Origin of the sequence: Roseivirga sp. BDSF3-8 (assembly GCF_041449215.1) — a bacterium.
Classification (GTDB): Bacteria; Bacteroidota; Bacteroidia; order Cytophagales; family Cyclobacteriaceae; genus JBGNFV01.
Map to the genome: position 1 here is coordinate 5,483,181 of NZ_JBGNFV010000001.1, position 14,816 is coordinate 5,497,996.

A 14,816-nucleotide genomic window follows, 5' to 3' on the forward strand; every position below is an offset into this window, starting at 1 on the left:
CGTCTTGATTTTTGGTTACTTTTTGATCAAGCAAAAAGTAAAAGAAAGCAAGGGAGAAAGCTTTAGGCCAAAGAATAGAGCGATTCTTTCAGGAGAGTAATATACAGTAGCGCTTTCTCTTGATTTTAAACCCCATTTCAAATGCCAGACTATGATGTACTAATCGCCGGAAGCGGCCCCGCAGGATGCGCCGCCGCCCTCCGCCTTCACTCCCTTGGGCGCGACGTCTGCATCGTAGACACCCCCGCCCCCACCAGGCTCAAGCCCGGCGAGTCACTGCCCGGTGCCGTGCTGCGCCTGCTCCAGACCCTCGGCATACCCGCCCTTGAGGCCCTCATGTACCCCGGCACCTACGAGGCCAGCACCGCCAATGCCGCCGCCTGGGGCAGCGACCACTACACCCAAAACGACGCCATCCGCAACCCCGAAGGCGGCGGCTGGCACATACTCCGGCACGAGTTCGACAATGGCCTCCGGAAAATAGTCCTCTCCCGCGGCATCCCCATCATCCCCGGCAAAGCCGGCAAGCTCAGCCCCGGCCACGACGTACACACCCTCACCATCGAAAACCCCGGCCAGCCGCCTAAGCACATCCGCTCCCGCTGGCTCATAGACGCCACCGGCCGCGCCATCGCCATCGCCCGGCAGTTTGGCGCCACCCGCCAGAGCCTCTGCGAGCAAATGGCCGCCGTCTGCTGGTTCCACAGCCCCCACACCGATACCGACCGCCGCACCCTCGTCAAGTCCGCCCCTACCGGCTGGTACTACACCGCACTGCTGCCCCGTGGCAGCCAGGCGCAGGGCCTCCGCGTCTTTGCCTTCCACGGCCTGCCCCACCACGTCGCCCGCCTCGTCCGCGACCCCCAAGCCATGGCCGAACAGGTCAATGCCTCCCGCATGCTCCCCTACCCCATCAGCACCGCCGATTTCGTCAGCAGCCCCAGCAACCCCGGCCCCATTGCCACCGGCGCCTCCTTCGGCCGCCTCTGCCTGCCACCTAATACCAGTGAGGTAGCCGACCAAGAGCCCCTCCATCGCTGGCTTGCCACCGGAGACGCCGCCCTCTCCTTTGACCCCCTCTCCTCCCAGGGCATCTTCTTCGCCCTCTACAGCGGCATCCGCGCCGCCGAAGCCATTGCCCAAGGCACCCACCAGGCCATGCAGGCATACCACGACAAAGTTTCCCAAGTCTACGAAGCCAACAGAAAGTCCCTCAAGATGCTCTACACCAGCGAACTGAGATACACACAGGAAGCGTATTGGAAGGGGTGGTTTGGGTGAGTAGATTTGGAGCAGGATTTAAAAGGATGTTTTGATAGTCAGGATTTTTTCTTAGGTGGTTTGGATGATTAATTGCACCAGTCCCCGCTGAATAGCGGGGCCCGCAGCGCCTGGCAGTAGGGATTGAGCGAAGAGCCCCCAATGGAATGCAGTAGGATTGGTATGAAGAGCCACTTCCGTTTAGCAGAAATGCGGGTGAATGGCAAGATTTTTCCCTAGCTAGTTTAGGATGGAAAAAGTGCTGATGGGTCATTTGGGCGTGTCCCTACGAGCCGGGCTATCACTACTCGCCCCGGGTCGGCTAAGGCCTCCCCGTGGCTCAAACATGCCGTTCTATCCCTCACGCGGGAAAACTACCGATTACTTATGCAGTCTCTCAAGCTCCAATAATGAGATTAAATCCTCCAGGTTATCATAGTAGTAGTCCCAGATTGTTGCAACAGGCTTTCCACCCTTACTCACCAGCCTTACCCTCTTAAGCCAAGGGTTATAAGTAAACCCAGCAAGGTCTTTTCTTAATATGATCTTTTCCCTCCTGGTCACTATGTTGCGTATAACGACTTCTTGCTCATTAACCCTGATAGTATTGATATCAAACAATACCCTCTTCCACAGAAATACGATTGTAAACACAAAAAGCCCCATGAAAAACGAGTACCACAACCATTGAGTTTGAAAATCAATCGCCGTTCCTTCGGCAAACAAAAACGGCATGGCCAGAGAAAACCCAGCCAGCAGGTAATTCATTACAATGGTTACGTACTTAAGCTTTACTTCCATGCTTCAGCCAATTCAATAGTTAACGTACAGCCTAAAATAGATTAGTCCCAGTCCGCAAAATAGGAAGTTCTAGTAGAGAAGGAAAAAGGCTGATTGGTTCTGAAAGTTGATTTGCCATTTGGGGGTGAAAGGCTGCCTAGCGGATCCGCCTAAAATTCATCCAGCTTTCGACGGACGACTTGCCGAGGCTAAGACATTCCGTTCTATCCCTCACGCAAATAACCAAAAGATAATGAAATATCCACTGCTTATAGGAAGGTTTATACCCTATTTAGAGGATGCGAAATGTAAAATTCCTTATTAAAATGCGACCTCAATATTTCCGAGCACTATGAAAATCGTAGCCAAGATTTTTTATTTTATCTTCGCCATCTTGATAATAGTAATTCTAAAATCAGGAAGAAAACTTGCAACTCGACATATTTATAGAGCAGATTGGGAGGACATAGTTATTTTTACCCTGTTTGTTCTAGGAGGACTAATAATTACTTATTACTTACTTTTTAAAAGTCATGACTTTGTTATAAAATCCAAAAAGAGGACATATAATCCTGAATATTATAATATAGAACGCCTGACTAGTTACTCGCTATACCTGAGATCCTTTGATACGGATGAAATCAGTACAGCTACCGGCTACGTAACTTATAATGGTCTTTTATTCCCAAACTTTGACCATGAGTTAGAAAACATTCAGTTAGCATTAAAACCAATAGGGGAAACAATTGCAATTGGTAAGCCAACAGGCGATCCTATTTCTGGCCTAGTAACACTTCCTGCTTTTCAAGAGAATGTCTGGAAACAAGAAATCATTAAGCTAATAAGTAACGCGAAGTTAATCATAATACGATCAGGGGTTTCTGAAGCATTGAAATGGGAGATAGATTATGTATTAAAAAATGTGGACCACAATAAAATAGTATTCTTACTCCCAAATAACCAATCTTTATATAATAAGTCTCAAAATTTTTTTGAAAAAAATTACAATATTAAAATACCTGATTTCAATTTATATAAAGAAGAAAATTGCTCAATTAATTCCATACTCTATTATCGAGATTTAGAACTTATTTACACTCCTCTACAAGATGCTTATATTAGAACAAACCCTGCTAAGCTTCTCTTTCCAAGCCTTAGAATAGCGCTCAAACCTGTATTCGAGAATAACAATATACATTGGACTCCTCCCCCGATACCTCTCCGAATATACTTTGGAATAATTTTATTAATTTGATTAATTGGTTTATGTCTATTTTTCATTATTGATATAAATCCGTTCTCTACATTAAGCATGAGATTTCCTGACGGCATCTTATTCTTTGGTTTTTTTACTGTAATTTTATTCTATCCATTAATTTATGGCTGTTATAAGTTGGTCGACATAATTAAACAATTTAGAAAAGATAGGTTACATAATAGTTTTTCTGGCCATAAATTACGCTTATAGATAGTATCAGAGTTTGAACTGAAACATGCTAACTGTAGCCCCATTTGGCGCAAGTATACAATCCCACTTAATTCAGGCGTCTCGCCTGGACTAAAACAAGTAGACTGTAGCAGGAATGTGGGTGGGGGCTGGAGGTAGTGCGAAACCCGTATGCGGCCCCAGCGGGGTGCCGCCCAGCTTCAAAGGGACACTTAGCTTTGTGGGTAGAGCGGCGTTTTTTAGTGGTCTTGCACACTGTGAGTCCCCTTTGATAGGGTTGACCTCATATACGTGGGTATCTGCGCCGAAGGTAGCCTCGCTATTATCCGATAGGATGCGTTGAATTGCCCCTACTGCTATCCGATGGAGGTTCTTACATCAGCCCTACTGCCAAACGATGGGGGCCCCGCTATTCAGCGGGGACTGGTGCTTACCTGATCCTGACTATCTCATTCATCATCATAATCCTGAGCTAAAAATGGCAGACTGTTACCCTCCTTTAGCGCAATGATCGCCCTTGTGCTAAGCACGCATTAGAGTGCATCCGGCAGGCTGTATCAAATACCTCCACCATCAGCGGGAACTACCATCAATCTGCAGTTTAGTCTAATCAGACGCTTAAACTAATTTGGGGCTTCTTCTGTGCTAAAATTTTTTATATTGACTTTATAATAGCTAAAAAAGTAACATGACAGGAAAATCTTTTGGAAATGGAATAAAAAGCTTCACCATTAGCAACGGCTTGAGTAAGGTCGTATCTAAAGCAATTATTATACTTTATATAGTATCATTATTGCTCCCGGCATATACACATACTCCTGGATTTTTCGCGCTAATCTTTGGTGGGCTGTCTTTTCTATGGCTGGGACCGGCCGTTATCGCATGGTCGGCCAATGTCCTGTTCTTTTTAGTTTTATTTAAAAAAAATTATAGCCCTAGAATCAAACGATTATTGAGTGGTATTGGGGCATTATGCGGATTATGCGCATTGTTTGTGACTGAATTACCCGTGCATGAAGGTAGCTCTACCACCCCTGTTAGTATAGGTATGGGATTTTATATATGGGAAACGAGTCTTCTTTTATTGTTCCTCAAATCTGTAAGCGACTATAATAAATCAAAAGAACAGCAAGGAGAAGATTTTTTGCAGTAGTGGTTCATTTTTGACAAGTCATAATCCTGATCATCCCATTGCGCTCCTTTGGCGCAAGTATATAATCCCACTTAGTTCAGGCGTCTTGCTCGTGCGGAATGGATTGGACTAGAACAAGTAGACTTTAGCAGGAAGATGGGTGGTGGCGTAGGCGGTGGTGCAAAACCCTTTCCGTCTACGAGGCTATCTTCAGCGGTAGTTTAAGATTCGCTTTACAAATAGACCATTGAGCATAAGAAGGCTTTGCTCTCGCAGCCACCTGAATGCAGGCCCAGCGGGATGCCGCCCACCTGAATGCAGGCCCAGCTTACCCAGGAAAGGATTTAGTCAGTGCTAAACGCATCATTATCCTAAAACCTCACCAGCCCGCTAAATTGAACGCACAATGAAAATCCCCTCCTCGGAGGGGGCGGCCAGTGAGGCCGCCATGAAAAGCAAAAGCTCCGTCCGGGGTGGGTCCTATCGACTAGCGAAAGTCAACTAAAGAGCAACCAAACCCTGAGCCGGAAGTAGCATTAACGAGTGATGCGTTTTGAAATTCATAGAAAAAAGTGATGCGTTTTCAAGTTACACAGTGGAGTCGATAATAGGCAGACTGAAATCCTGACTATCTCATTCATCATCAAAATCCTGAGCTAAAAATGGCAGACGTAAGCGGAGGGCAGTAATGTGGTGCTATTGCCAACTACCTACTGGACATACGCCAGTAGTCGCACATGTCCCTGGCAGTGGTCATTAACTCTTACCTTAACATTGTGCGGCCTGCTCGATTGCGAGTCCAACCCTGCCGAAGGGACACTATGAGCTGTGGTAGAGCGGCGTTTTTTTAGTGGTCACGCACACTGTAATTCCCCCTTTGGCCGGCAATGTGGCTATGGAATGGCTATGTCAACTCGAAGGGGGCAGGCGTAGAATATGGCTGAAACGCTCTAGTTGACCCCGGGGGATGTCCGAACCGAAGTCGCTTTGCCATTATCTAATGAGGTGCGTTGAATTGACCCTACTGCTATCCGATGGAGGTTCTTACATCAGCCCTACTGCCAAACGATGGGGGCCCCATTGCATGGCGCCCGTCATACGACGGGGACTGGTGCTTACCTGATCCTGACTATCTCATTCATCATCAAAATCCTGAGCTAAAAATGGCAGACTTAAGTGGAGGGCAGTAATGTGGTGCTATTGCCAACTACCTACTGGACATACGCCAGTAGTCGCACATGTCCCTGGCAGTGGTCATTTGCTCCTACCTGTACATTAGCGGGCCCTGTCCTCGAATGCGAGCCCAGCGGGGTGCCGCCCAGTCGAATGCGAGCCCAGCGGGGTGCCGCCCAGTCGAATGCGAGCCCAGCGGGGTGCCGCCCAGTCGAATGCGAGCCCAGCGGAGTGCCGCCCAGCGGGATGCCGCCCAGCGGGGTGCCGCCCAGCTTCAAAGGGACATTTTCCTTACTGCATAAATTAGTGTCTTTCTACTGTAGAATACGAGTCTACTCTAAACCCTACCGTTGAATGATATTTGCAGAACCAATATCCAGGGAAATCATATATTCTTTAGTGCTACTCAGGCTTTCAATTGCAGAAAAGATGTCACTAAGGCGATCAATTAGTCTTTGTGTAGAAATATTGCCGAGGTTTACCTTGATAAGCTTTTTGGGTGTATGGCTGATCAAAAAGCTGTTTTTAAAATCAGCGTCCTTAGTAAGTACTATGAAGTCATGTTGATCAGCGTATGCACAGATACTCTTATCAGTACTTTAATAACTGTCTAAAATATCATTGACATGAATGGCCTCATAGCCCTCCTCTTTCAAATACTTCACCACTTTATGGGAAATATGTACATCACAAAGAAACTTCACTAAGCTACTTCTTTAATATCGTGACCTGAAAGGGAAAGCTTAGCATATTGAAGAGAGGCCAGTATGTCGTCTTTTTCCAGTTCGGGGTGATCTTCCAATATCTCATCCTGGCTCATTCCGGAGCCAAGTAAGTCAATAATGGTTTCGACGGGCCACCGCATTCCCCTGATACACGGTTTACCGTGACAAACTTCACTATTGATGGAAATTCTACTTAAAAGGCTCATTTTCCAAGGTTGGTTTCGCTTTATAAATGTACGAAATTGTTTTGAAGATGGTTAGGATTGACATATTCGTCCCCACTTCGTTAATCTTTACCCTCAGCCTAAAAAACACAAACTGTAGCTAATAGCAGGAAGATGGGTAGTGGCTGGGGCGGCGGTACAAAACCCTTTCCGTCTGCGAGGCTATCTTCAGCGGTAGTTTAAGATTCGCTTTACAAATAGACCATTGAGCATAAGAAGGCTTTGCTCTCGCAGCCACCTGAATGCAGGCCCAGCGGGATGCCGCCCACCTGAATGCAGGCCCAGCTTACCCAGGAAAGGATTTAGTCAGTGCTAAACGCATCATTATCCTAAAACCTCACCAGCCCGCTAAATTGAAAGCACACAGAAAATCCCCTCCATTGGACTGGGGTCGCACACGACGGGCGGCCGATAAAGTCACTATGGAAAGCGAGGGTCAACTCCGGGGTGGGTCCTGTCGTCTAGCAGAAAATAGCTACAGACTAGATGAGACAACCCTTTTCGTCTGCCTATCAACTGTAATTGTTATCTAAGAATGATGCCCTTAATAAGCTTTCTACTTTCCACATCATATTACAGGCAGCCACCTGAATGCAGGCCCAGCTTACCCAGGAAAGGATTTAGTCAGTGCTAAACGCATCATTATCCTAAAACCTCACCAGCCCGCTAAATTGAAAGCACAAGGAAAATCCCCTCCTCGGAGGGGCAGGCGAATACTGTAAATATGAAAAGGAAATGTTCACTCCGGGGTGGGTTCCACCATCTAGCAGAAAAACACCCGAAAACCCTCCAAATTTCACCAACACCCCCTATTTTAGCCCCCCGAAAAATCACCAGCTATGAAACGGAGAACAGTACTGCCTTATGAGCCGTGGCTGAAGCCTATTGCGAAGAAGCTACGGAAGAATATGACCCTGGGCGAAGTGCTGCTCTGGCAGGAGCTCAAGCGCGGGCAGATGCTGGGCTACGACTTCGACCGACAACGACCTATCGGCAGGTATATCGTAGACTTTTACTGCAAGGACCTGATGCTAGCCATAGAGGTAGACGGCGAAAGCCACTACCACGACGATGCCCCGGAGAAAGACGCGGTACGACAAGCAGCCCTTGAAGACCTGGGCGTCCGCTTCCTCCGCTTCGATGATACAGACGTAAAACAGCATATAGACACCGTGGTAGCGACTATCCACCATTGGATAGAGACAAATGTGGAGGAGGGAATGGTGTAGTGTTTGGTAGCGGTAGAGAGTGCTAGACGAGGCGACCCTTTCCGTCTGCGAGACTATCTTCAGAGTTAACTCAATATTAGGTTTTCAAATAGACCATTGAGCATAAGAAGGCTTTGCTCTCGCAGCCACCTGAATGCAGGCCCAGCGGGATGCCGCCCAACTTCCCCAGGAAAAGATTTAGTCTGTGCTAAACGCCTCATTTTACAATAAACTCAACAGCACACTCAATAAACTCAACAGCACACTAAATTGAACGCATACTGTAAATCCCCGCCTGGGACTGGGGTCGCACACGACGGGCGACGCAGGAAGTTGGAGAAAGGCAGTAAGGGTGACGTCGGGGCGGGTTGTGTCGTCTAGAAAATATAGCTTAAGTACGAGCCCAGCGGGCTGCCGCCCACCTGAATGCAGGCCCAGCTTACCCAAGAAAGGATTTTACAGTCTGCTAAACGCAGCTTTACTGCAAAACCCAATCTGTCCGCTAAATTGAACGCACAGGGTAAATCCCCTCCCTGGAGGGGTAAGCGCAGGAAAGTAGCCATGAAACACTGAAAACGATGCAGGGGGTGGGTTGCGTCGTCTGGCAGAAAGGTGGAGAGCAAGCATGATAGGCTATACTGCCAGATGCAGGGGGTTCTTACCGCTACCCTACTGCTATCCGATGGGGGCTCTTACATTATCCCTACTGCCAGACGATGGGGGCCCCGCTATTCAGCGGGGACTTGTGCTATCCCCTTCCCTTACATCGTCTCAACAAACTCCAAAAAGGTCTTCTTATGGCGCTCCAGGTCCATGTCGGGAGACAGGGCTACGCGCGCGATGTAGTCTTTGTCCCCTTCTTTAGTGGTGCCCTGCGTGGAGGTAGCCGGTATCGTCCAGTAGCAGCCCTTTAGCTGGCCGTAGCTCACGCAATATTTACTTTCATTGGGTATCTCCCGGATCATCATGGTGATCAGCTTCAGGTTCAGCTCCCTTTTATACGCTTCTCTTTCTTCATCCGTGCTACCTTTGGTGGGCAGGTCTAATGAGAATACCGAAGGCGTAAATCCTTGACTGGCTATTTCTTCCGACACAAAGTTGATCTTCGCGGCGGGCAGCACCTCCTTTATAAAGTTTACAAACTCACGCGTGTTCTTATACGCATCATGTATCCTTTGATTCATAGAGGGCAGTTGCTCCGCCAGTATCTCCATTTGCAGGTCAGTGGCCTCATTATCGCAGAGGATCATATGCTTTTCTATTTTGGGCAGCAGGTCCTTCGCTTCTTCATTTGCCACGCAGTAGCCCGCCGTACATTTCCCTCCGCTGGGGAATTTCGATCCGCTTACGTAGGAGATCGTCCTCACCGTAGACAGTATCCCGTCTTCACCCAGGAACTGCACGTTAGGGCAAAAGGTCTGATCCAGAATAAACACCGGATCGATAGCCACCTCACCGGCCGCTGTTTTGCGGGGCTCGCTCAGCACCGCTTTTAAGCGCTCCAGGTCCGGCACCTCTACCCGTGGGTTCGTGGGGATTTCGGCAATGATATACGGCACCGCATCATCGGCAGCCACTTTGCCTAAGATCTTATCGATGCTGTCCACCATATTATGGTCCCCATCCACCGGCAGGTCCACCACCTCTACATGATCCAGGCAAGCCGCCACGCGCCTCGCCTGGTCATTTGTGCCTCCATAGCAGTTCGGGGGTACGATGAATTTTATGTCCTTTCCCTCATAGTTTTTCTGTGCGTAATCGATAAGACCCATCATAATGGCATACTGCACAGACAAGCCGCTGGAGCCAACCAGCGCCTTGGCCTTCGTACTCGTTATGTCCTGGACCAGCTCGATCACACGCGCTTTATCCGCCGCTGCATTGCCTTTTGTCGTCTCAGTGACAGGCTTACCCGTCAGAAGCTGCAAAGCGGTAAGGCAGTTCGCCGGGGTTATCGCAATGGTCTCCCTTCTGCGGACGTGCTGTATATCCGGGATATAATTCTCATTCTGCTCGCCATTTACCAGCAGCAGGCTTCCCAGGTGCCCATGCAGGCTAATGTAAAAGTCAACCGGCAGGCTCAGATCAGCCTGGCCCACCTCGGCTTGAGGGGCAATGAACACCGTACTGCCCTCGTATGGGGGGATGTCTTCCGGCTTCTCTACCTGCTTCAGCTCAAAGGTATAGCCATACACCTCCCGCAGCGCGTCGAAGTCAAAAACATCCGGCAGCTCACCAGTATACACAATTTGCGTATTCTTCTGCTCGAACAGGTTCCTCCTTAGAATAGCCAGAACAGGAATGGTCTTGGACGAAAAGCTGATGACACTATCAGCCTTTAGCTGGTGTAGCTTGCCAATGGCCCACTCCAGCACACAAGATAGCGGATGCCCCAGCCGGATGTAATCGAAGGCAGTAGGCAGTTCACTAAGTGCCTGTGCATCTGCATTCCCCGCCTTATACAAGGCCTCAAACTGCTCCAGGAATTGCGTTTTGGCTAATCGTTCATCGTAAATATCCAGCCGGTGCGTCGTAAGACTCAGCCAGTCCGCTGGCATATTGGCTAAAACATCCTCAATATACTCCAGTACCTTATTCTCTGTCATAATCTTCAGCTTTCGAAGGGGGCAGGTAATACGCTACCATATAGTGGCTGACACTGTACTACATGCCCGTTTGCTACATCCAGTCTGCCGGGGCCACAACCATTTTGCCCCTTCATTTTGGCGCGCAAATCTAACAAATTCCTTTTCCAGTAAAAAGTACGGCAGCGACTCCCTCCAAGTTTCCCCCATCCCCTGCCCCTCACCCCGGGCTGCGCTAGCCTGCAAGGCTTACCAAAGTGATGCGTTTTTAATTTCACAGACAAAAGTGATGCGTTTCGTTCCTTAGCTTCTGAGGTGATGCGTTTTATAAATCAATAATCCTGAAGCTCATTACCTCAATCAAAACCCCAACCAAAACCATAAAGTCCCACGCCAGCCAATACTATTCAGGGATTGACACATGTTATCCATTATCAACTATCAATTAAGCATTAACCACCATCAAAGCTTATGGTATTATTCCCATTTACTTCCCTGTATCTATCCCATAGCGATTCTATAGTCAACCCATAGTCAGATCGTGGATAACCTATAGTACCCCTTTATTGAACTATAGTAAGAAGGCAGGCCCCTTTAACCCTCCTGTATTCAAATCCCTGTGAGCTGATGAAGCCTCCCCTGTTTGCAGGAGCCAACTCATTTTTCAAATAAACCGGTAGCCATACAAATCAGATTTCCACCCTCTGAAATAATTGCCTGTCAGCGAGAAACTTAGCCCTTAAACCTCCGTTCAAAATGGAGTATACCGGGTAATAGTCCGGTTAAACCACTAATGAAATCAACATGGAAATTGATAGCGGGTATCATGATGGTGCTGGCTATCGCAGGATGTAGCGAGGACGACGATGTGTCTAACCCCCCCGCTCAGATTACAGCTAGTACCGTTCAGTTTGGTCCAGACGAAAGCGAGACCGAGAACGCTCAATTACATACGATTGAATTGATATTTGACAAAGCAGCTCCACTGTCAGGAGAGATTGAGTTAGAGATCATTTCCGCATTTCTGGAGGACATACAGACCACACCCGCCCACACCAACGGAGTCGTGTTAATACCCGTAAGCAAAGGCGACGAAAATGCCTCCTTTACCCTCACCTGGACAGACGATGACGTCATCAATGACATCGACAGGGTGTTTTTCCTTGAGATTACCCACCTGAGCAATGGCTTCACCTACGGAGAAAATAAGTCTGCCATTTTTTCCATATCAGATAATGAAGCCCAGGTAATGGTAAGCTTCCCCCGGAATAATATGGAAATATCGGAAAATGAATCCGGAGGAGTGGATATCGTCATGCCCCTATCAGGCCCTGCCCGTGGCAATGGTACCGCCACCATCCAATTGGAGGGCTTCGATGAAAGTAAGTTTACTACCGTGCCCGCTTATGATGGTAACGGGCAGATCGAACTCGAGGCATCACATGGTTTCAGTGCCCTGGGCTTTAAGATCATACCTATTGCCGATAATATCGGCAGCGACATGGACATCCGATTCGACATCATAGGTACCAGCGGTTCGCTGACCATTGGCCATAAGCCCTCTTTCCAGGTGAAGATACTGGCCACTAATAACAACAGCGGACTTAGCGGTAAAGCTAAATCATATGAAACCTCCGCCGGCGGATGGAAAAGCAGCAAAACCTATGAGTATGCAGAAGACGGCAGGCTGTTTAAAGTCCACTGGAAGACCGAGACCCCCGCGCTGAAGCAGGGCACCAACACCTACTACTATGCAGCAAACGGCCTGATAGAACGCATAAATTATTCATTAGAGCAGGAAGACGAATACTTCTACCAGGAGAACGGGCGCATCGTAAAGTCTGAGATAAAAGCAAACAGTATCGTAAAATCCTATGCTGAATACGACTATGACGAAGCAGGTAATGTTGGCGCCAAAGCCCTGTATCACAGGCAATCAAATGGATCATTTAAGCTCAACTTCGTTTTTATAAACCTATATTTTACCGATGGCAATCTCTTTAACCAAATGGTATTTGTGCCCATAGATGCCCAAGATGATTATGCGCTTATCGAAACACGGACCTATAATTCATACCTTACCACAGATAATCCATTTTCCGAAATAGAGATCATACCCGGCATAGTGACACAGCATAAGCTACCCGCTTCTTACCGGCTCGAAAAAGAAGGCGTGGACCTGATCTACAACTTTTCTTACACATATAATAGCGCCGGCAAACCCGTACAGCGGTCTACTACAGGTGAAACCACCACCTATACTTACTACTAAGACTATACATGATCCGCAAACAAAAATAGGCCACATTGCTGTGGCCTATTTAATATGTTACGAGATTTAAATACGGAAATTATTGATCCGGCGGAGGCTCCTCACAGTACTCATAGCAGTTAGAACCACCATAGTAGCTATCGCATTGGTTCAGGCGGGTCTTGCCTCCTCCCATCACCGTCATGCGCTCCGCAGATCTCATATCAGTCACCAGACTGGTAACCCTGAGCTCCGTCAGTTTCTTTTTCTTCATAGTGTCACATAATTTGGTCTTTTTCATAATATGAATTTACATGACCAAATCAAAGAGCATTCACTTTTATCCTAAATGTAGTTTGCACAATACGCTACCATACAGAAAGTTAAATTTAAGACAATAAAAACAGGTTATCCTTTAAGATTCGATACAAGCATTAATTAAAACCTATAGAGTTTTTTAACCGTAAATAAGAATATATATATAAAACCTTCTGTTATAAACAACTATAAAAATAATGAGTAAAAAGATCAAACCCGAAGACAACCATGCCAACCAGTTAAACCCAAACAAAGGTACCCCTGGAAAAAATGAGCAGCGCCAAAAAGCCGAGGATAATAAAGCTAACCAGAAGAACCCTAACAAAAACTAAAAATCATAGCCAGGCTGGCGGCCATGCCGTCAGCCTCCCTTATGTATGCCCCTACCACAGCCACCCTGACCCCGCCAGGTAACTTTGTAAATGGCTTATCAGCCATTCCCCTCCTGCTGGGCCCCGCCCTGATAAAGTCAACCTAATCGGACAGGTTAGAATTTGCCGCCCTAGGCTTTCTACCACAGAATCCTTATTTTGCCATTAAGCAGGCAAACGGATGCTTCCGGGTGGCAATTTATTTGAGCACCCCGAAAAACAGACCATAAAAAAATGATTATCAATAGGTTACACGTGCGCAAATCACGCTAAAATACCCTGATAATAGCTCTTTGACATGATAAAAAGGAGAAAAAGACCGAAAGTAAAATCGATGTATCTATTTGATTTTCTTTTGATTACCCGAAAAATCAACTTCGCGAGCATGATCCACTACAACAAGGATTGAAACTCGATAAAATTGAGGGCCTAAGCAAAAAGGTTTCATCTCTTCGCGAGCATGATCCACTACAACAAGGATTGAAACATGGAATATCGTATGGTCAGCTCCTGCAAAGCCATTACTTCGCGAGCATGATCCACTACAACAAGGATTGAAACGCTTCTTTTCTTTGCTATTATTCATTGGTGGTACTACTTCGCGAGCATGATCCACTACAACAAGGATTGAAACCGGAGCCTGGGGAACCGTTGGTAATCCAGGCCTATGCTTCGCGAGCATGATCCACTACAACAAGGATTGAAACTCTGCTTATCGCTTGCGTTGCCCCTGGCAAATCTTCTCTTCGCGAGCATGATCCACTACAACAAGGATTGAAACTTTTTAACCGTGTTCCAAGTGTGCCGTCTATTCTAACTTCGCGAGCATGATCCACTACAACAAGGATTGAAACTCCAGCTTTTGCCACTGGCTGCAACAAGTGAACGAAACTTCGCGAGCATGATCCACTACAACAAGGATTGAAACAGTTCGTCGAGCTTGGACAGACTGTACCCGGAAGGCCTTCGCGAGCATGATCCACTACAACAAGGATTGAAACCTACTATGGCAATATGCCTTATACGGGTTTTGTATTCGTTCCAACTTCGCGAGCATCTTGAACGCAAGTCCGAATCCACTACAACAAGGATTGAAACTTTTCGTTTTGGCTTTGCAGGATGATGTTCCTGTAGCTTCGCGAGCATGATCCACTACAACAAGGATTGAAACTCTCCTTGCCATGTTCCGTTTTAGACCATGTTTTGCTTCGCGAGCATGATCCACTACAACAAGGATTGAAACTTTCGAGTGGACAGGTACCTGGCCACCCGGTTGGGTCTTCGCGAGCATGATCCACTACAACAAGGATTGAAACATAATAAAGAGGGTAAAGAAAAAGCA

At 47.3% G+C, this 14,816-nt stretch carries 10 protein-coding genes, 1 pseudogene and 1 CRISPR repeat array (1 of these 12 only partly in view); of the genes and pseudogenes, 6 read left to right on the forward strand and 5 right to left on the reverse strand.

Annotated elements, in window-relative coordinates; translation table 11 throughout:
• Window positions 1-141 precede the first annotated feature (141 nt).
• Entirely contained in the window at window positions 142-1,281 is a 1,140-nt protein-coding gene (locus AB9P05_RS22275; protein ID WP_371911049.1) for an NAD(P)/FAD-dependent oxidoreductase, read from the forward strand.
• Window positions 1,282-1,641: 360 nt separating this feature from the next.
• On the opposite strand, the gene AB9P05_RS22280 is transcribed toward AB9P05_RS22275, so the two are convergent.
• A complete protein-coding gene (locus tag AB9P05_RS22280; RefSeq protein WP_371911050.1) occupies window positions 1,642-2,061 on the reverse strand; it encodes a hypothetical protein in 420 nt (139 codons plus the stop codon).
• 331 nt (window positions 2,062-2,392) lie between these two features.
• Between AB9P05_RS22280 and AB9P05_RS22285 the strand changes: the two genes are divergently transcribed.
• Complete coding sequence (locus AB9P05_RS22285; RefSeq protein ID WP_371911051.1) at window positions 2,393-3,295, forward strand: hypothetical protein; 903 nt, start codon at window positions 2,393-2,395, stop codon at window positions 3,293-3,295.
• An 880-nt stretch (window positions 3,296-4,175) separates the two neighbouring features.
• The gene (locus tag AB9P05_RS22290; protein WP_371911052.1) at window positions 4,176-4,640 is read left to right on the forward strand and encodes a hypothetical protein; all 465 of its coding nucleotides are present in this window, start codon (window positions 4,176-4,178) and stop codon (window positions 4,638-4,640) included.
• A 1,496-nt stretch (window positions 4,641-6,136) separates the two neighbouring features.
• On the opposite strand, the pseudogene AB9P05_RS22295 reads toward AB9P05_RS22290, so the two are convergent.
• Together AB9P05_RS22295 and AB9P05_RS22300 are read right to left on the reverse strand one after the other, a co-directional pair.
• Window positions 6,137-6,496, reverse strand: a pseudogene (locus AB9P05_RS22295) (DUF5615 family PIN-like protein).
• Window positions 6,496-6,723 carry a DUF433 domain-containing protein gene (locus AB9P05_RS22300; protein ID WP_371911053.1) on the reverse strand — a complete coding sequence of 76 codons (228 nt, stop codon included), beginning with the start codon at window positions 6,721-6,723 and terminating at the stop codon, window positions 6,496-6,498. Before AB9P05_RS22300 ends, AB9P05_RS22295 begins: the two are co-directional and overlap by 1 nt.
• 857 nt (window positions 6,724-7,580) lie before the next feature.
• Between AB9P05_RS22300 and AB9P05_RS22305 the strand changes: the two genes are divergently transcribed.
• Window positions 7,581-7,970 (forward strand): endonuclease domain-containing protein, encoded by a 390-nt coding sequence (locus AB9P05_RS22305; RefSeq protein ID WP_371911054.1) that lies wholly within the window; start codon window positions 7,581-7,583, stop codon window positions 7,968-7,970.
• A gap of 740 nt (window positions 7,971-8,710) precedes the next feature.
• Here AB9P05_RS22305 and AB9P05_RS22310 read toward each other — a convergent pair.
• Window positions 8,711-10,555, reverse strand: coding sequence for a cystathionine beta-synthase (locus AB9P05_RS22310; RefSeq protein ID WP_371911055.1), 1,845 nt, complete (start codon window positions 10,553-10,555; stop codon window positions 8,711-8,713).
• Between the two features lie 772 nt (window positions 10,556-11,327).
• Between AB9P05_RS22310 and AB9P05_RS22315 the strand changes: the two genes are divergently transcribed.
• Window positions 11,328-12,806, forward strand: a complete 1,479-nt coding sequence (locus tag AB9P05_RS22315; protein ID WP_371911056.1) for a hypothetical protein — start codon at window positions 11,328-11,330, stop codon at window positions 12,804-12,806.
• Between the two features lie 79 nt (window positions 12,807-12,885).
• Here the strand turns inward: AB9P05_RS22315 and AB9P05_RS22320 are convergent, their stop codons facing one another.
• On the reverse strand, window positions 12,886-13,059 hold the full coding sequence (locus AB9P05_RS22320; protein ID WP_371911057.1) for a hypothetical protein: 174 nt from the start codon (window positions 13,057-13,059) through the stop codon (window positions 12,886-12,888).
• A gap of 241 nt (window positions 13,060-13,300) precedes the next feature.
• On the opposite strand from AB9P05_RS22320, the gene AB9P05_RS22325 reads away from it, so the two are divergent.
• Window positions 13,301-13,435, forward strand: a complete 135-nt coding sequence (locus AB9P05_RS22325) for a hypothetical protein (protein ID WP_371911058.1) — start codon at window positions 13,301-13,303, stop codon at window positions 13,433-13,435.
• Between the two features lie 423 nt (window positions 13,436-13,858).
• Window positions 13,859-14,816: direct repeats of the CRISPR family, unit length 24 nt; unit sequence ATCCACTACAACAAGGATTGAAAC (it continues 477 nt past the right edge of the window).